Raw genomic sequence first — 17,076 nt, forward strand, 5'->3', positions numbered from 1 at the left:
GGAGGGGGGAGGGGCGATGGACTGGCCGCCTGGGTCGGTTGCGCCCAAGTCGCTGAATTACCTATAATCCCGCTCCTGTCCGTCCTCGATGGCGGCAGAGCGACCACAATAACTACAGAGGAATGCCTGGTCATGTACGCAGTTCTGGTAACCGGCGGTAAGCAATACCGCGTGGCGCAGGGCGAAACGCTCCGCGTCGAGAAGCTCGAGGCCGATGCCGGCAGCGAGATCAAGTTCGACAACATCCTGATGCTGGGCGACAGCGACGGGATCAAGATCGGCGACGCGCTCAAGGGCGCGAGCGTGACCGCCAAGGTCGTGGCCCATGGCCGCGCCGACAAGGTCCGGATCATCAAGTTCCGCCGCCGCAAGCACCACATGAAGCGGCAGGGCCATCGCCAGCACTACACCGAAATCGAAATCACCGGCATCGCCGGCTAACTGCTAAGGAGAATCCGTCATGGCACACAAAAAGGGCGTAGGCTCCTCGCGCAACGGCCGCGATTCCAACCCGAAGTACCTGGGCGTCAAGATCTTCGGCGGCCAGGCCGTCGAGGCCGGCAACATCATCGTCCGCCAGCGCGGCACCCAGTTCCATCCGGGCGCCGGCGTCGGCCTGGGTCGCGACCACACGCTGTTCGCGCTGGTCGACGGCAAGGTCGAGTTCGGCACCAAGGGTGCGGCCAAGCGCCGTACCGTCAGCGTCGTCGCCGAAGCCTGATCCCCATGCCGCGCCCGGCGCGGCACGGTCCAGGCTGGGTTGGCGCAACGAAGGCCCCGCTCCGGCGGGGCTTTCCATTTCCGGCGGCCGCCTCGCCATGGCGCGCCGCCGTTCGCGGTCGCCGCTAGACTGTGCCGGCCGCCGGCATCCCCCACTTTCCGGTCACCGCTCCCATGAAACTCGTCGACGAAGCTGAAATCGAAGTGATCGCCGGCAACGGCGGCAACGGCTGCGTCGGTTTCCGCCGCGAGAAGTTCATCCCGCTGGGCGGGCCGGACGGCGGCGACGGCGGCAGCGGGGGTAGCGTCTGGCTGGTCGCCGACGAGAACCTCAACACCCTGGTCGATTTCCGCCACGAGCGCAGCTTCCGCGCCCAGCGCGGCGAGAACGGCATGGGCCGGCAGATGTACGGCAAGGGTGGCGAGGACAAGGTGGTCACCGTCCCGGTCGGCACCGTGATCACCAACGTCGATACCGACGAGGTGATCGGCGACCTGACCCGCCACGGCGACCGCCTGCTGGTGGCCCGCGGCGGCAAGGGCGGGCTGGGGAACATGCACTTCAAGAGTTCGGTCAACCGCTCGCCGCGCCAGGCCACGCCGGGCGAGGCGGGCGAGCAGCGCACGCTGAAGCTGGAGCTCAAGCTGCTGGCCGACGTCGGCCTGCTGGGATTCCCCAACGCAGGCAAGAGCACCTTCATCCGCGCGGTCTCGGCGGCCACCCCGAAGGTCGCCGACTATCCCTTCACCACGCTCTATCCGAACCTGGGCGTGGTCAGCGTCGAGGCGCACCGCAGTTTCGTCATCGCCGACATCCCGGGGCTGATCGAGGGCGCGGCCGACGGCGCGGGCCTGGGCGCGCAGTTCCTGCGCCACCTGCAGCGGACCCGCCTGCTGCTGCACCTGGTCGACATCGCGCCGATGGAAGGTGGCGTCGAAGGCGTTTCGCCGGCCGAACAGGTGCGCGCGATCGAGCGCGAACTGGGCAAGCACGATCCGGAGCTGCTGGCCAAGCCGCGCTGGCTGGTGCTGAACAAGGCCGACATGATGTTCGAGGACGAGGCCGCCGAGCGTGCGGCGCAGATCGTGGCCGAACTGGGCTGGGAGCAGCCCTGGTTCCTGGTCTCGGCGCTGGGCCGCGAAGGCACCTGGCCGATCATGCTCGAGGTGATGGCGTTCCTGGACCGGCAGCGGGCGGCCGAACTCGAAGCGCGCGACGAGGCGCACTGAGTCCGTGCTCGGGATCGGGGTAGGACAGACGACGAAAAACCCGGCCGGAGCCGGGTTTTTCGTTGCGCCGATGATTCGCGATCGCGGCCCGCAGGCCGGCGTGCGCGGATCAGGCGGCCTTGATCGCCTTGATGCGGGCGGTCAGGCGGCTCTTGTGGCGGGCGGCCTTGTTCTTGTGGATCAGGCCGCGCGAGCTGAAGCGGTCCAGCAGCGGCTGGGCGACGGCGTAGGCGGCCTCGGCGCCGGCGGCGTCGTTGGCGTCCAGGGCCTTGAGGACCTTCTTGACGGCGGTGCGGAGCTGCGAACGCTGGGCGGTATTGCGCGCGTTGCGCACGACCGTCTGCTTGGCGCGCTTCTTGGCGGACTTGATGTTGGCCACGGCGGTGGATTCCTGGAAAACTGTTGCGGATACGGTGTGGTGGGATACAGCGAACGCGAAATTATGGCGGATTCAACCACTTGGGTCAACAACCCCGGCCGGGGGCAGGCCCGGCCGAGGGAGGTCGGCCGATGAGCGGCCACCGCCTGCTGCGCTCGACCTCGGTCATCTCGGCCATGACCTTCCTGTCGCGGGTATCCGGCCTGGTGCGCGACCAGGTCTACGCCCACGTGTTCGGCGCCGGCGGGGCGATGGACGCCTTCTTCGTCGCCTTCCGGGTGCCGAACTTCATGCGCCGGCTGTCGGCCGAGGGCTCGTTCTCGATGGCCTTCGTCCCGGTGCTGGCCCAATACCGGGAAAAGCACACCCACGCCGAGGTCAAGCAGCTGGTGGATCGGGTGGCCGGCACCCTCTCCGCGGCGTTGCTGGCCATCACCGCGCTGTTCCTGGTGCTGGCCCCGCAGATCGCCCGGGTCCTGGCGCCCAAGTTCGACGCCGGCCAGCAGGCGCTGCTGGCGCAGCTGCTGCAGGTCACCTTTCCGTACGCGCTGTTCATCTCGCTGGCCTCGCTGGCCGGCGGGATCCTGAACAGCTACCGGCGGTTCGCCATTCCGGCGCTGTCGCCGGTCCTGCTGAACCTGGCGATGATCGCCGCGGCGCTGTGGCTGGCGCCGCTGATGGGCGGCTCGGTGGTGGCGCTGGGCTGGGGCGTGTTCGCCGCCGGCATCCTGCAGCTCGCCTTCCACGTGCCATCGCTGGTGGGGCTGGGACTGCTGCCGCGGCCGCGCTGGGGTGCCGCGCACGAAGGCGTGCGGCGGATCATGAAGCTGATGGTGCCGACCCTGTTCGGCGCCTCGGTGGTGCAATTCAACCTGCTGCTCAACACCTGGGTGGCGGCGATCCTGGTCAGCGGCAGCGTCAGCTGGCTGTACTACAGCGATCGGCTGCTCGAATTCCCGCTGGGCATGTTCGGCGTGGCGATCGGCACGGTGATCCTGCCGCACCTGTCCTCGCGCCACGCCGCCACCGATCCGGAGGGCTTCTCGCGCGGACTCGACTGGGGCCTGCGCCTGTGCGTCCTGATTGGCGTGCCGGCGGCGCTGGGCCTGATCCTGTGCGCCGGTCCGCTGGTGGCGACCCTGTTCCAGTACGGCCGCTTCGGTGCCGACGACGCGCGCATGAGCGCCTGGAGCCTGATGGCCCAGTCCACGGCGGTGCCGGCCTTCCTGCTGGTGAAGGTGCTGGCCCCGGCCTTCTACTCGCGCCAGGACACCCGTACGCCGGTGCGCGCGGCCGTGGTCTCGGTGCTGGTCAACGCGGCGGCGACAGCGCTGCTGTTCGCCGGGCTGGTGTTCGCCACCGACGCCGGCCGCGCCGCGCTGGACGCCAATGCCGGCAGCCCGCTGCGGGCGCTGGCCTCGATCGAGGGCGCGCATGCGCTGCTGGCCCTGGCCATCGCCATCGCCGGCTGGGTCAACGCGCTGCAGCTGGCGTGGCTGCTGCGCAGGGCGGGCGTGTACCAGCGCCAGCCGGGCTGGGGGCGGCTGCTGCGGCAGGTGGCCGTGGCGGCGCTGGGCCTGGTGGTCCTGGTGCTGGCCCTGCGCGGTGTATGGCCGGACTGGAGCGGCTGGAGCTGGTGGGCGCGCGGCTGGCGGCTGTCGCTGCTGGTCGGCGGCGGCGCGGCCGTCTACGTCGGGCTGCTGCTGCTGCAAGGGCTGCGCCCGCGCGACCTGCGCGGCTGAAGGCCGAAACGGCCAGGCGCCTCCCGCTATACTTCGGCGTTCGGTCCCGGACCGGCGCCGTGTCGGCGTCGCGGGCGCTCCAGCGATCATGACCAGATAGATGAGCAGGCTGTTCCGTGACGTCGATGGCGGGTCCTTGTACCCGCGCGGCAGCGTGGTCTGCATCGGCGCCTTCGACGGCCTCCACCTGGGCCACCGGGCGCTGGTGCGCCACGCGGTGGCGCGTGCACAGGCGCTGGGCCTGCCCGCGGTTGCCCTGAGCTTCGAGCCGCTGCCGCGCGAGTTCTTCGCCCGAGGCAACCCGCCGCCGCGCCTGACCCTGCCGCGCGACCGCGTCCAGGCGCTGCTGGCGCTGGGTATCGACCGGCTTGGACTGCTGCGCTTTAACACGGCGCTCGCGGCGATGCCGGCCGACGAATTCGTCCGTCGCGTGCTGGCCGGGCGCCTGGATGCGCGCGAGGTCTGGATCGGGCCCGAGTTCCGGTTCGGCAATCGCCGGGGCGGCGACCTGGCCTTGTTGCGGGCCATGGGCCAGGAGCTGGGTTTCGCCGCCGGCGAGATCGCGCCCGTGCACGTGGAGGGCGAGCGCGTGTCGAGCACCCGCATCCGCGAGGCATTGCGTGCCGGCGACTTCGACCAGGCAGCCCGGCTGCTGGGCCGCCCGTACGCGATCGGTGGCAGGGTGGTGCGTGGTCGCCAGCTCGGCCGGACGCTGGGTTATCCCACCGCCAACCTGCGCTTCCCCAAGACTCCGGCCCTGTCGGGAATCTATGCGACCTGGGTGCATGGCGCCGGCCTGCAGCCGCTGCCCTCGGTGGCCAGCTTCGGTACCCGGCCGACGGTGGACGGAGTGGAGCCATTGCTGGAGGCGCACCTGTTCGACTTCGCCGGCGACCTGTACGGGCGCCACCTGCAGGTCGAGTTCGTCGCCAAGCTGCGCGACGAGGAGAAGTTCGCCGACCTGGAGTCGCTGACGGTACAGATGCACCGCGATGCGGCGCAGGCGCGGCGCATCCTTGCCGGTGCCACGGTTCCCGCGCCGCCGGTTGCGGATGCCGACGATGCCAGCTCCTTGCAGGACTCCGCGCATCCCCGCGCGGCCGACGAAAGTGCGAATCCTTCGGAAAAGCCCGCACGTCCTCGTGCGGATCCCCCATCTGACAACCTGACCGCCGCGCGACGGTAGATGCCGTGACCCAAGACTACAAAGCCACCCTCCATCTGCCGGCCACGGATTTCCCGATGCGCGGCGACCTGCCCAAGCGCGAGCCGGACACCCTGGCGCGCTGGGAGGCCGACGGCCTCTATGCGCAGCTGCGCGCCAACGCGAAGGGGCGGCCGCTGTTCGTCCTGCACGACGGTCCGCCGTATGCCAATGGCGCGATCCACCTCGGCCACGCGGTCAACAAGATCCTCAAGGACATCATCGTCAAGTCCAAGTACCTGGCCGGTTTCGACGCGCCGTACGTGCCGGGCTGGGACTGCCACGGCCTGCCGATCGAGATCGCCATCGAGAAGAAGTTCGGCAAGGTCGGGGTCAAGCTCGACGCCACCGAATTCCGGCAGAAGTGCCGCGAGTACGCCGAGTCGCAGATCGAGATCCAGCGCAAGGACTTCAAGCGCCTGGGAGTGATCGGCGACTGGGACAATCCGTACAAGACCCTGAACTTCCGGTTCGAGGCGGACGAGATCCGCGCGCTGGCCAAGATCGTCGACAACGGCCACCTCACCCGTGGCGTGAAGCCGGTGCACTGGTGCTTCGATTGCGGTTCGGCACTGGCCGAGGCGGAAATCGAATACCAGGACAAGGTCTCCCCGGCGGTCGACGTGGCCTATGCCGCCCGCGATGCGCAGGCGGTGGGCGCGGCGTTCGGCGTGCAGGTGCCGGCCGACGTCGAGGTCGCCATTCCGATCTGGACCACCACGCCGTGGACGCTGCCGGCGTCGCTGGCGATCTCGCTCGGGCCCGACCTGGAATACGCCCTGGTCGAAGGTCCGGCGCATGGCGGCCAGCGTCGCTGGCTGGTGCTGGCCGACGCGCTGGCCGAGCGCGCGCTGCAGCGCTATGGCATGGCCGGTGTCACCGTGCATGGCCGGATCAAGGGCGCGGCGCTGGAAAACCTGCTGTTCGCCCATCCCTTCTACGATGACCGCGACATTCCGGCGATCCTCGGCGACCACGTGTCGGCCGACGACGGCACCGGCGCGGTGCACACCGCGCCCGGCCACGGCCAGGACGACTACGTGGTCGGCAAGGCCTATGGCCTGGTCGACAGGTACACCGCCGCGCAGCTCAACCCGGTCGACGGACGCGGCGTGTACCTGCCGTCGACGCCGCCCGCGCATGGCGTGGAGCTGGCTGGCCTGCATATCTGGAAGGCCAACGACACGATCATCGAGGTGCTGCGCGCCAGCGGCGCGCTGCTGGCGGCGACCAGGCTCGAACACAGCTATCCGCACTGCTGGCGGCACAAGACGCCGATCGCGTTCCGCGCCACGCCGCAGTGGTTCATCTCGATGACCCAGGCCAACCTGCGCGCCGACGCGCTGGCCTCCATCGAGACGGTGACGTGGTATCCGGAGTGGGGCAAGGCCCGCATCGCCGGCATGGTCGACGGACGCCCGGACTGGACGATCTCGCGCCAGCGCACCTGGGGCGTGCCGATCGCGCTGTTCGTGCACCGCGAAACCGGCGAGCCGCATCCGCGCAGCACCGAACTGATGCGCCAGGTCGCCGACAAGGTGGAGCAGGGCGGCGTCGATGTCTGGTACACGCTGGACCCGGCCGAACTGCTCGGCGCCGAGGCCGGCGACTACGACAAGATCACCGACATCCTCGATGTCTGGTTCGATTCGGGCGTGACCCACGAAGGCGTGCTGCTGGAGCGCGGCCTGGGCAAGCCGGCCGACCTGTACCTGGAGGGCTCGGACCAGCACCGCGGCTGGTTCCAGTCCTCGCTGCTCACCGGCGTGGCCATCGACAAGGCGGCACCCTACAAGCAGTGCCTGACCCACGGATTCACCGTGGACGAGCACGGCCGCAAGATGTCCAAGTCGCTGGGCAACGGCATCGAGCCGCAGGACATCATGAAGACCCTGGGTGCGGACATCCTGCGCCTGTGGATCGCCTCGGCCGACTACAGCAACGAGATGTCGCTGTCGCAGGAGATACTCAAGCGCAATGCCGATGCCTACCGGCGCCTGCGCAACACCGCGCGCTTCCTGCTGGCCAACCTGCACGGCTTCGATCCGGTGCGCGACCTGCGCCCGCTGGAAGACATGGTCGCGCTGGACCGCTGGATCGTGCATCGCGCCTTCGAGGTGCAGGAGAAGATCAAGGACGCGTACGCGCGCTACGACTTCGCCGGCATCGTGCAGGCCCTGCTGAACTTCTGCAGCGTGGACCTGGGTTCGCTGTACCTGGACGTCACCAAGGACCGCCTGTACACGATGGGCGAGGATTCGCGCGGCCGGCGCAGCGCGCAGAGCGCGATGTACCGCATCGCCGAGGCCTTCGTGCGCTGGATCGCGCCGGTGCTCAGCTTCACCGCCGACGAGCTGTGGGGTTACCTGCCGGCGACCACCGAAAGCGGCGCGCGCGCGGGCAACGTGCTGTTCGCCACTTGGTACGAGGGCCTGGCGCCGCTGCCGGCCGATGCCCAGCTGGGCGCGGCCGATTTCGATCGCCTGCTGGTCCTGCGCGAGCAGGTGGCCAAGGTGCTCGAGCCGATGCGCGCCAACGGCCAGATCGGTGCGGCGCTGGAAGCGGAGATCACGGTGACCGCCGGTGCCGACACCGCCGCCGGCCTGCAGCCGCTGGCCGAGGAGCTGCGCTTCCTGCTCATCAGCGGCGACGTTACCGTGGTGGCGGCGCAGACCGAGGACATCTTCGTCAGCGCCCAGCCCACGACCAAGGCCAAGTGCGTGCGCTGCTGGCACCACCGTGCGGACGTCGGCGTGGACGCGTCGCATCCGGAGCTGTGCGGGCGCTGCGTATCCAACATCCAGGGTCCCGGCGAGGATCGCAGGTGGTTCTGAGCATGAAGACGACGCGACCCAAGCCCAATGCGATGTCCTGGCTGCTGCTGTCGGCGGCCATTATTGTCGCCGACCAGTGGACCAAGGCCTGGGTGCTGTCCAGCCTGCCCGAGTACACCGCCGTGCCGGTGATCGACGGCTTCTGGAACTGGTACCGCACGTACAACACGGGCGCGGCCTTCAGTTTCCTGGCCGATGCCGGCGGCTGGCAGGCCATCTTCTTCACCGTGCTGGCCTTCGCCATCTGCGGCCTGCTGGGCTGGTGGCTGTGGCGCACCCCGCGCGGCGACTGGCGCCAGGCGCTGCCGTATTCGCTGGTGATCGGGGGCGCCCTGGGCAATGTCATCGACCGCCTGGTCCACGGCCACGTGGTGGATTTCATCCAGTGGCACTGGCGCGGGCATTACTGGCCGGCATTCAACCTGGCCGATGCGGCGATCGTGGCCGGGGCCGTCGGTATCGCCTTGTTCGGGGTGTTCGACGGCAAGCGCAAGCCGTCGGCAGCGGGGAGGGCAGGGAAGTAAGCGCGGCCGGCTCGCCGGCAACCGTCCTGCAACCCCCGCGGCCGGCCCGGCGTCGCCTCCGCGTACGGGCCTGGGCCCTTCGGGGCGGCGCCGCTGGCTGGCGCCGGGTGCCGCTTCGCCCGCTGGGAGGAGCGCCTCTCCCACCCATTCAGCCCAGTGGCATGGCTCTCTTCGGTAGACTGGATTCCATGGACGTCATCCTCGCCAACCCCCGCGGCTTCTGCGCCGGCGTCGATCGCGCGATCGAGATCGTCAAGCGCGCCATCGAGACCCTGGGCGCCCCGATCTACGTGCGCCACGAAGTGGTGCACAACCGTTTCGTGGTCGACGACCTCAAGGCCCGCGGCGCAGTGTTCGTCGAGGAGCTGGACGAGGTGCCGGACAACGCCACGGTGATCTTCAGCGCCCACGGCGTCTCCCGGGCGGTGCGCGAGGAAGCGGACCGGCGCGGGCTCAAGGTGTTCGATGCGACCTGCCCGCTGGTGACCAAGGTCCACCTGGAAGTGTCGCGCCATTGCCGGGCCGGCCGCGACGTGGTGCTGATCGGACACGCCGGACATCCAGAAGTGGAGGGCACCATGGGCCAGTGGAGCCGCGAGGAGGCCAGCGGCCGCATCTACCTGGTCGAGGACATCGAGGACGTCGCCACCCTGCAGGTCGAACAGCCGGAGAACCTGGCCTACACCACCCAGACCACCCTCTCAGTGGACGACACGCGCGGCATCATCGAGGCACTGAAGGCGCGCTTCCCGGCGGTCCAGGGGCCGCGGCACGACGACATCTGCTACGCCACCCAGAACCGCCAGGATGCGGTGCGCGAGCTGGCCGGGCGCTGCGACCTGGTGCTGGTGGTCGGCTCGCCGAACAGCTCCAACTCCAACCGGCTGGCCGAGCTGGCCCGGCGCGAAGGCGTGGAGTCGTACCTGATCGACGGCGCGCACGAGATCGACCCCGCGTGGGTGGCCGGCAAGCGCCACATCGGCCTGACCGCCGGGGCCTCGGCGCCGCAGGTGCTCGTCGACGGCGTCATCGCACGGTTGCGCGAGCTGGGCGTGCAGGGGGTGAGCGAGCTGGATGGCGAGCCGGAAGACATGGTCTTCGCCCTGCCCAAGGAATTGCGGCTGCGCCTGGTGTCGTAGAGCGGGGCTTGCCCCGCTGTTTGCCTCTTCGCCACACGGGAGCAGCGGGGCAAGCCCCGCTCTACCGCATCACCGGCGACCACGGCCCCGCCGAAGCGTGCGACCGACCGCAGCTACACCATCCGGATGTTCAGCTCGCGCAGCTTGCGCAGGATCTCGAACAGCAGCGCGCTGCGGGTGGCTGCCGCCTGGCGCGGCGTGGCGACGAAGCCGGTTGCGCTGAACATGACCTGGCCCTTGTCGGAGATGCCGTCGATCAGCACGCTCGGCGCCGGCGCCTCGAGGATGCCCGGGTGTTCGCGGAATGCCTCCAGCAACAGCTCGCGCACCAGGTCCGAGTCGGTCGTCAGCGGCATCGGCAGCACGATCTTCACCAGGCCCTCGGCATTGGAGAAGGTGCGGTTGCGCACGGTCTTGGTGATCAGCTCGGAATTGGGCACCAGCACCGTGGTGCGGTCGCCGGTCTGGATCTCGGTCGCGCGCACGTTGATCCGCCGGATGTCCCCCTCCGCATCGCCCACCACCACCCAGTCGCCGACCTTCACCGGCCGCTCGGCCAGCAGGATCAGGCCGGAGATGAAGTTCTGCACGATCGCCTGCAGGCCGAAACCAATACCGACCGACAGCGCGCTGGCGATCCAGGCGATGCGCTCCAGGCCCACGCCGATGGCCGCCAGGGCCATGGCCACCGCCAGCACCATGGTGGCGTAGCCGAACAGGGTGACGACCGAGGCGCGCATGCCCTCGTCCATCTTCGTGGTCGGCAGGTAGCGGCGGGCGAGCCAGCGCTTGACCAGGTGGAAAACGCCGGTCGCCAGCAGGAACACGCCGATCGCGCGGACGACATTGGCCGGGCTGAGCACGAGCTGGCCGATGGTGATGCCGCGCGCGAGGCCCAGCGCGCGCTCGACCAGGCCTTCGCCGCTGGCCCCGTAGGGCATGGCGAGCGCAACCAGGCCCAGCAGCACCAGCAGCAGGCGCAGCAGGGCCGAGGCGACCACCGCGATGCGCTCGACATGGCGCGGGTCCAGGCCGAAGCGGTCGTTGATGCGGCGGCCGGCCACGCCCTTGGCGCCGAGCAGGGCGCACACCAGGTCGTCGATGAAGCGCATGCCCAGGTACAGCGTTGCCAGGACCACGCCGGTCCACAGGATCTGCAGGGCGATGAAGCCGGACAACGCCACGTGGCCGGTGAGCAGGCCGATCAGGCAGATCGATACGCCGACCCAGCCGATGCTGATGGCGACGTTGATCCACGGGCGGAAATGCGGCTTGGTCGTGGACGGCGGCGATTCGCCTGCGGGTGCCGGCGCCCGTTCCGAGCGCGATTGCAGGCGATGCACGCGCACCAGTGCCAGCAGCACCACCCAAGTGGACGCCAGTGCCGCCAGCGCGGTGAAGGCGACGGCCAACGGCAGGCTGGCATTGACCAGCTCGGCCAGCGCCTGGGGGAAGCGGGCGATCACGATCGCGAGCGCGGCCGCCAGGGGCAGCGGCCGCAGCGCACGCGCACCGGCATCGGAGATCGCAGGCAACCGCCACGAGGGGCTGCGGACGGCGAGCAGCACCGCGCCCAGCGTGGTCACGAAGGTCGCGAACACCAGCAGCCCGCCGGCGAGATCGGCCAGCTGCGCGACCGCCGGCGGGGCGTCCGCCGGCAGCAGGGCCGCCCGCAGGAGGCCGACGATCCACAACGCCGCCAGGGTCGAAAGCAGCAGCCGCGCCATCGCGGGTGCCGACCGGCGCAGCGGCCCGGCGGGGATGTACCTGCCCACCAGGCGCGGCACGCGGCGTGCGCCGAACCAGCCGATCGCCACGGCGACGAGGACCGCCAGCGCCAGGTAACCGAGCGACCGTTGCGGGCTGGCGCGCCAGTGCATGGCCACCGCCTGGCTGGCGTCACGCCAAAGGGCGGCGAAGCGCGCTTCGTCGCGGGCTTGGCTGTCGGCCAGGTCGCGCCACAGGCGAGGACTCCACGGCGGCGTGGTCCGCTCCGACAACCTCTGGTGGAAGCTGTCCTGGCGCGCGGCGGCGATGCGGTCCAGCAGCTGGGCGCTTTCCACCGAGGCCAGCCGGGCCTGGCGCAGTTCCGCGTCCACCTGGTTCCGTTGGCGCTGCAGGTCGCGGCGCTCGCGCGTGACTTCGGCCGCTTCCTGGCCTTGGCCGGCCGGGCTTTCGCCAAGCTCGGCCAGGCGTGCGTCCAGGCTCTGCAGCTCCGGGCTGCGCTCGGCGATGGTCTGCTCGGCCTGGCCCTGGATCTTCAGTACGGCCTCGCGCGTCTCCTGCAGTGCACGGTCGTCGTCCTTCCCTTTCTGCTCGTCGAGCCGGGCGCCGATCTGTTCCAACTGCTGCCGGGCCCGTTCCAGCGATGGCGCCTGCGCCGTCGCCGGCCAGGTCCAGGCCGCCAGCAGCAGCATCGTCAGCAGGGCCGGCAAGATCGGGAGGCGGTAGCGCATGCGTTACGCGGGAGGCGGGGGAAGGGGGGCTAAGTTAGCACCGCCCCGGTGATCCCCCGTGCAGGGATCGGGTTCGCCGGCGCCGCGGGGCACGCGACACCCGGTGCATGGGGCCGGCCGCCCCAGGAACGGCAAGGCCCCGCCGAAGCGGGGCCTTGTCGCGCATCTGGTGCCGGAAACAGGAGTCGAACCTGCGACCTACGCATTACGAATGCGCCGCTCTACCAACTGAGCTATTCCGGCGTGGCCGGCCGCGCGGGCGCGTCCGGGGGCGGAATTCTAACGGTTCGCGGACGGGCAGGCCAGCGGAACGATGCCGGCGGCGCTCGAGTCTCGCCAGTGGAGACGGTGCACCGCTACATTGGCCTCCCGCTTTCCCTGTTCGCCGGTACCGTGGCCAAACTCTCATCCAAGTCCGCCGCCCGCACCGCCTACGTCTGTGGCGAGTGCGGCGCCGAGTACACCAAGTGGCAGGGCCAGTGCGGCGAATGCGGCGCCTGGAACACGCTCTCGCAGGTGCTGCTGGAGCCGGCCGCCGCTGCGGGCGCCGGCGCCGGGCCGGCGGCATCGCGGCGTTCCGGCTGGGCAGGCAAGGTCGATCCGCCCAGGGTCACCGCACTGAAGGATGTCAGCCAGGCCGCCGAAGTGCGCGTGTCCACCGGCATCGGCGAACTGGACCGGGTGCTGGGCGGGGGCCTGGTCGAGGGTGCGGTGGTACTGGTCGGCGGCGACCCGGGCATCGGCAAGTCGACCCTGCTGCTGCAGGCGCTGGCGAAGATGGCCGCGCAACTGCCGGCGCTCTACGTCACCGGCGAGGAATCGCTGGCCCAGGTCGCCGGCCGCGCCGTGCGCCTGGACCTTCCGCTGGACAACCTGCAGGCGCTGGCCGAGACCGGCATCGAAGCGATCCTGCAGCACGCCTCGGCAGCGCAGCCGAGGCTGATCGTGGCCGACTCGGTGCAGACCCTGTGGACCGAAACCCTGACCGCCGCCCCCGGTTCGGTCAGCCAGGTACGCGAGAGCGCGGCACGGCTGGTGCGCTACGCGAAGGAGACAGGCACGGCGGTGTTCCTGGTCGGGCACGTGACCAAGGAGGGCGGCATCGCCGGCCCGCGCGTGCTCGAGCACATGGTCGACGCGGTCCTGTATTTCGAGGGCGAGAGTGGCAGCCGATTCCGGGTGCTGCGCGCGTTCAAGAACCGCTTCGGCGCGGTCAACGAGCTGGGCGTGTTCGCGATGGGCGACAAGGGCCTGAAGGAAGTGCCCAATCCTTCGGCGATCTTCCTGTCCGGCAGTTCGCGCCAACCCGGCAGCTGCGTGATGGTGACCCGCGAAGGCACCCGGCCGTTGCTGGTGGAGGTGCAGGCGCTGGTCGATGCCTCGCCGCTGTCCAATCCGCGCCGGGTCGCGGTGGGCCTGGAGCAGAACCGGCTGGCGATGCTGCTGGCGGTGCTGCACCGGCACGGCGGGGTCGTGGTCGGCGACCAGGACGTGTTCGTGAACGTGGTCGGCGGCATCCGCGTGCAGGAAACCGCGGCCGACCTGCCGGTGCTGCTGGCCGTGCTGTCGTCGCTGCGCGACCGGCCGCTGGCGGACAAGACCGTGGCCTTCGGCGAGGTCGGCCTGTCCGGCGAGATCCGGCCGGTGCCCAATGGCGAGGAGCGGTTGCGCGAGGCGGCCACGCACGGCTTCCGTCGCGCGATCGTGCCGAAGGCGAACGTGCCCAAGGCCGCGCGCTTCAAGGACATGGAAGTGATCGCGGTCGAACGCCTCGCTGACGCGCTGGAACAGGCGTGAGCCACGCGCCGCCGCCGGCGGCGCCTGCGCCGTGGTGGGCGCGCTGGCCCTCGCTGCTGCTGCACCCGTTCGCGGTGTTCGCGTTGCTCACCCTGGTCGCCGCATGGCGTCTGGACCCGGCCGCGCTGCCGCGCGCGATGGCGGGCATGGCGGTGGCGGTGGCGATCGTGTGGGCGTTCGCGTGGTGGCGTTGGCGCAGCGGGCGCTGGAGCACGGTCGATGCTTCGCGCGCGCAGGAGCGGCCGCTGCTGTATGCGATCGCGCTGTCGCTGGCCGGCGCCTACTGGCTGTGGATCGGGGGCCGCGCCTCGGCGATGTCGGCCGGGGTGCTGTCAGCCATCGCCATGCTGTGCATCGCCGGGCTGGCCAACCGCTGGATCAAGCTGTCGCTGCACATGGCCTGCCTGGTGTTCGCCGGTGTGGTGCTGCTCGGCCTGTGGCGACCGCTGGGCCTGGTGTTGCTGGCCTGCGTGCCGCTGCTGGCCTGGTCGCGGCTGCGCCTGGCCCGTCATTCGTGGGTCGAGGTGCTGGGCGGTTCGGTGCTGGGTGCGCTGGCCGGCGCACCCCTGCTCCCGTAGAGCGGGGCTCGCCCCGCTGCTGGCGCGTCCCGGAGCGGGTCGCCGCAGTCAGGGCCGGCCCAGCACCAGCTCCAGCACGAACTTGCTGCCGAAGAACGACAACAGCAGCAGCGCCATCGCGGTCAGCGTCCAGTGCACCGCGCGCACCCCGCGCCAGCCGTAGCGCCAGCGGCCCACCAGCAGGCCGCCGAACACCAGCCATGACAGCACGCTGAGCACGGTCTTGTGGACCAGGTGCTGGGACAGGAAGTCTTCGACGAACAGCACGCCGGTCAGCAGGGTCAGGGTCAGCAGCAGGAAGCCGACGGCGATCGTGCGGAACAGCACCGTCTCGAGCTGGGTCAGCGGCGGCAGGGCGCGCAACCAGGCGTGGAACTCACGCCGGCGCAGCGCGCGTTCCTGCAGCCAAAGCATCGTCGCCAGCAACGCGGCGATGGCCAGGGTGGCGTAGGCCAGCAGTGCCAGCCACGCGTGCAGCTGCAGGCGCCAGTCCAGAGCCGGCGAGGGGGCGTGGCCGTGGCCGTGGTAGATCAGCAGCATCGCGGCCGCCAGCGGAAACACCACCACGCCCACCGCCGCCGTGCCGCGCGCGCCGACCAGCACGGTCATCGCTGCCATGCCCAGCGCGACGAGCGATAGCGCCGAATAGAAGTGCAGGTCCGGACCGCCGGCCGTCCGCCAGGCGACCATCGCGTGGTAGCCGGCATGCAGGACCACGGCCGCCAGCGCCAGCCAGCGCCAGGCCCCGCTACCATCCGGCCGCTCGCGCGGGACCGAACGCAGCAGCAGCCCGGTGGCCACGAAGTAGGCAAGCACGGCGATGAGAACGATTGTCATCGAACGAGTGTCGCACAAGGTCGCGAGGCGGCGGAATGGCCGCGTTGCCACGGGCCCCCCGGCGGCCCCGGGGCCGGAAGCGTCCCGATCGTCACGACCCCGGCTGGTGCCGGTGGCACGCGCCGCCCCGGTCGTCGAATCGTGGCATCGCCAGAGCGGGCGCATGCGCGCCCGGGCCGGTTGCCGGCGCCGGCTATAATCTGCGGCCGCTTTCCCCGCACCGGTCCGCCCCATGTTCGAATCCCTGACCCAGCGCCTGTCCGGCACCCTAGAGCGCCTGCGTGGCCGCGGACGGCTGACCGAGTCCAACATCACCGAGGCCGTGCGCGAGGTGCGCATCGCGCTGCTCGAAGCCGATGTGGCCCTGCCGGTCGTCCAGGCCCTGATCCAGCGGATCAAGGTCCGCGCGGTCGGCCAGGAGGTGCTGAAGTCGCTGACCCCGGGCCAGGCCCTGATCAAGGTCGTGCGCGACGAGCTGACCGCGGTGATGGGCTCGGCCGCCAGCGACCTCAACCTCAACGTGCCCGCGCCGGCGGTGATCCTGATGGCGGGCCTGCAGGGCGCCGGCAAGACCACCACGGCGGGCAAGCTGGCGCGGCACCTGAAGGACAAGCGCAAGAAGAAGGTGATGGTGGTCAGCGCCGACGTCTACCGCCCGGCCGCGATCGAGCAGCTCAAGACCCTGGCCGAGCAGACCGGCGTGCTGTTCTTCCCGTCCGACGCCGGGCAGAAGCCCGAGGACATCGTCCGCGCCGCCATCGCCGATGCGCGCAAGTCCTTCGCCGACGTGCTGATCGTCGACACCGCCGGCCGCCTGGCCATCGACGCGGCGATGATGGCCGAGATCAAGGCGCTGCACGCGGCGGTCAATCCGGTCGAGACCCTGTTCGTGGTCGACGCGATGACCGGTCAGGACGCGGCCAACACCGCCAAGGCGTTTTCCGAGGCGCTGCCGCTGACCGGCGTGGTCCTGACCAAGACCGATGGCGACGCCCGCGGCGGCGCGGCGCTGTCGGTGCGCTACATCACCGGCAAGCCGGTCAAGTTCGTCGGTACGGGCGAGAAGGTCGACGGCCTGGATGTGTTCCATCCAGACCGCGTGGCCGCGCGCATCCTCGACATGGGCGACGTGCTCTCGCTGGTCGAGCAGGTCGAGCAGACCGTCGACCAGGAAAAGGCGGCCAAGCTCGCCGCCAAGGTCGCCAAGGGCAAGAAGTTCGACCTCAACGACATGCGCGACCAGCTCGAGCAGATGCAGAACATGGGCGGCATCGCCGGCCTGATGGACAAGCTGCCCGGCCTGGGCCAGGTGCCGGAGCACCTGAAGGCACAGGTGTCGCAGAGCAAGGAAGTGCCGCGGATGATGGCGATCATCGGCTCGATGACGCCCAAGGAGCGGCGCAACCCGGACCTGCTCAATGGCTCGCGCCGGGCCCGCATCGCGCGCGGTTCGGGCACCACCCCGGCCGACGTCAACAAGCTGCTCAAGCAGTACCAGCAGATGGAAAAGATGATGGGCAAGCTGGGCCGCGGCGGCATGAAGGGGATGATGCGCGGGCTGCAGGGCATGATGGGCGGCGGCATGGGCCGCATGCCGTTCCGCTGAGCCGTCCGGTGCGCGCGGCGGCTCCGGCGT

14 protein-coding genes and 1 tRNA gene are annotated in these 17,076 nt (G+C 70.4%); 11 read left to right on the plus strand and 4 right to left on the minus strand.

Going from position 1 to position 17,076, the window contains the following annotated elements; genetic code table 11:
* Positions 1-132: 132 nt before the first annotated feature.
* The 3 genes from rplU (at position 133) to obgE (ending at position 1,950) form a co-directional block, all read left to right on the plus strand.
* Complete coding sequence (rplU, locus tag ABKA19_RS12885; protein ID WP_162377501.1) at positions 133-441, plus strand: 50S ribosomal protein L21; 309 nt, start codon at positions 133-135, stop codon at positions 439-441.
* A 19-nt stretch (positions 442-460) separates the two neighbouring features.
* Positions 461-721 carry a 50S ribosomal protein L27 gene (rpmA, locus tag ABKA19_RS12890; RefSeq protein ID WP_052633028.1) on the plus strand — a complete coding sequence of 87 codons (261 nt, stop codon included), beginning with the start codon at positions 461-463 and terminating at the stop codon, positions 719-721.
* Between the two features lie 173 nt (positions 722-894).
* Positions 895-1,950, plus strand: a complete 1,056-nt coding sequence (gene obgE, locus ABKA19_RS12895) for a GTPase ObgE (protein WP_353689235.1) — start codon at positions 895-897, stop codon at positions 1,948-1,950.
* Between the two features lie 109 nt (positions 1,951-2,059).
* On the opposite strand, the gene rpsT is transcribed toward obgE, so the two are convergent.
* Positions 2,060-2,329, minus strand: coding sequence for a 30S ribosomal protein S20 (rpsT, locus tag ABKA19_RS12900; protein ID WP_052633033.1), 270 nt, complete (start codon positions 2,327-2,329; stop codon positions 2,060-2,062).
* Between the two features lie 131 nt (positions 2,330-2,460).
* Here rpsT and murJ point away from each other — a divergent pair, with 131 nt between their 5' ends.
* The 5 genes from murJ to ispH all read left to right on the plus strand — a co-directional run bounded on the left by murJ (position 2,461) and on the right by ispH (position 9,772).
* On the plus strand, positions 2,461-4,071 hold the full coding sequence (murJ, locus tag ABKA19_RS12905) for a murein biosynthesis integral membrane protein MurJ (RefSeq protein ID WP_353689236.1): 1,611 nt from the start codon (positions 2,461-2,463) through the stop codon (positions 4,069-4,071).
* A gap of 100 nt (positions 4,072-4,171) precedes the next feature.
* On the plus strand, positions 4,172-5,257 hold the full coding sequence (locus tag ABKA19_RS12910; RefSeq protein WP_353689237.1) for a bifunctional riboflavin kinase/FAD synthetase: 1,086 nt from the start codon (positions 4,172-4,174) through the stop codon (positions 5,255-5,257).
* 5 nt (positions 5,258-5,262) lie between these two features.
* Complete coding sequence (gene ileS / locus ABKA19_RS12915) at positions 5,263-8,109, plus strand: isoleucine--tRNA ligase (RefSeq protein ID WP_353689238.1); 2,847 nt, start codon at positions 5,263-5,265, stop codon at positions 8,107-8,109.
* Positions 8,110-8,111: 2 nt separating this feature from the next.
* Positions 8,112-8,633, plus strand: a complete 522-nt coding sequence (gene lspA, locus ABKA19_RS12920; protein ID WP_353689239.1) for a signal peptidase II — start codon at positions 8,112-8,114, stop codon at positions 8,631-8,633.
* A gap of 188 nt (positions 8,634-8,821) precedes the next feature.
* A complete protein-coding gene (ispH, locus tag ABKA19_RS12925; RefSeq protein ID WP_353689240.1) occupies positions 8,822-9,772 on the plus strand; it encodes a 4-hydroxy-3-methylbut-2-enyl diphosphate reductase in 951 nt (316 codons plus the stop codon).
* A 113-nt stretch (positions 9,773-9,885) separates the two neighbouring features.
* Here the strand turns inward: ispH and ABKA19_RS12930 are convergent, their stop codons facing one another.
* Together ABKA19_RS12930 and ABKA19_RS12935 are read right to left on the minus strand one after the other, a co-directional pair.
* Positions 9,886-12,228 carry a DUF3772 domain-containing protein gene (locus ABKA19_RS12930; RefSeq protein WP_353689241.1) on the minus strand — a complete coding sequence of 781 codons (2,343 nt, stop codon included), beginning with the start codon at positions 12,226-12,228 and terminating at the stop codon, positions 9,886-9,888.
* 167 nt (positions 12,229-12,395) lie between these two features.
* Positions 12,396-12,471, minus strand: a tRNA-Thr gene (locus ABKA19_RS12935).
* A 105-nt stretch (positions 12,472-12,576) separates the two neighbouring features.
* On the opposite strand from ABKA19_RS12935, the gene radA reads away from it, so the two are divergent.
* Positions 12,577-14,025, plus strand: coding sequence for a DNA repair protein RadA (radA, locus tag ABKA19_RS12940; RefSeq protein WP_353689242.1), 1,449 nt, complete (start codon positions 12,577-12,579; stop codon positions 14,023-14,025).
* The gene (locus tag ABKA19_RS12945) at positions 14,022-14,603 is read left to right on the plus strand and encodes a phosphatase PAP2 family protein (RefSeq protein WP_353689243.1); all 582 of its coding nucleotides are present in this window, start codon (positions 14,022-14,024) and stop codon (positions 14,601-14,603) included. Before radA ends, ABKA19_RS12945 begins: the two co-directional genes overlap by 4 nt.
* 48 nt (positions 14,604-14,651) lie before the next feature.
* On the opposite strand, the gene ABKA19_RS12950 is transcribed toward ABKA19_RS12945, so the two are convergent.
* The gene (locus ABKA19_RS12950) at positions 14,652-15,440 is read right to left on the minus strand and encodes a cytochrome C assembly family protein (RefSeq protein WP_353689244.1); all 789 of its coding nucleotides are present in this window, start codon (positions 15,438-15,440) and stop codon (positions 14,652-14,654) included.
* A 232-nt stretch (positions 15,441-15,672) separates the two neighbouring features.
* On the opposite strand from ABKA19_RS12950, the gene ffh reads away from it, so the two are divergent.
* Positions 15,673-17,046 carry a signal recognition particle protein gene (gene ffh / locus ABKA19_RS12955; protein ID WP_353689245.1) on the plus strand — a complete coding sequence of 458 codons (1,374 nt, stop codon included), beginning with the start codon at positions 15,673-15,675 and terminating at the stop codon, positions 17,044-17,046.
* Positions 17,047-17,076: the final 30 nt, after the last annotated feature.

The sequence above is a fragment of the Pseudoxanthomonas sp. Soil82 genome (assembly GCF_040446535.1).
Taxonomy (GTDB): Bacteria; Pseudomonadota; Gammaproteobacteria; order Xanthomonadales; family Xanthomonadaceae; genus Pseudoxanthomonas; species Pseudoxanthomonas kaohsiungensis.

Excerpts from the sequence above, each read along its gene's own strand:
- rplU (WP_162377501.1), top strand. The coding sequence starts at position 133 with ATGTACGCAGTTCTGGTAACCGGCGGTAAGCAATACCGCGTGGCGCAG.
- rpmA (WP_052633028.1), top strand. The coding sequence starts at position 461 with ATGGCACACAAAAAGGGCGTAGGCTCCTCGCGCAACGGCCGCGATTCC.
- obgE (WP_353689235.1), top strand. The coding sequence starts at position 895 with ATGAAACTCGTCGACGAAGCTGAAATCGAAGTGATCGCCGGCAACGGC.
- murJ (WP_353689236.1), top strand. The coding sequence starts at position 2,461 with ATGAGCGGCCACCGCCTGCTGCGCTCGACCTCGGTCATCTCGGCCATG.
- ABKA19_RS12910 (WP_353689237.1), top strand. The coding sequence starts at position 4,172 with ATGAGCAGGCTGTTCCGTGACGTCGATGGCGGGTCCTTGTACCCGCGC.
- lspA (WP_353689239.1), top strand. The coding sequence starts at position 8,112 with ATGAAGACGACGCGACCCAAGCCCAATGCGATGTCCTGGCTGCTGCTG.
- ispH (WP_353689240.1), top strand. The coding sequence starts at position 8,822 with ATGGACGTCATCCTCGCCAACCCCCGCGGCTTCTGCGCCGGCGTCGAT.
- ABKA19_RS12930 (WP_353689241.1), bottom strand. The coding sequence starts at position 12,228 with ATGCGCTACCGCCTCCCGATCTTGCCGGCCCTGCTGACGATGCTGCTG.
- ABKA19_RS12950 (WP_353689244.1), bottom strand. The coding sequence starts at position 15,440 with ATGACAATCGTTCTCATCGCCGTGCTTGCCTACTTCGTGGCCACCGGG.
- ffh (WP_353689245.1), top strand. The coding sequence starts at position 15,673 with ATGTTCGAATCCCTGACCCAGCGCCTGTCCGGCACCCTAGAGCGCCTG.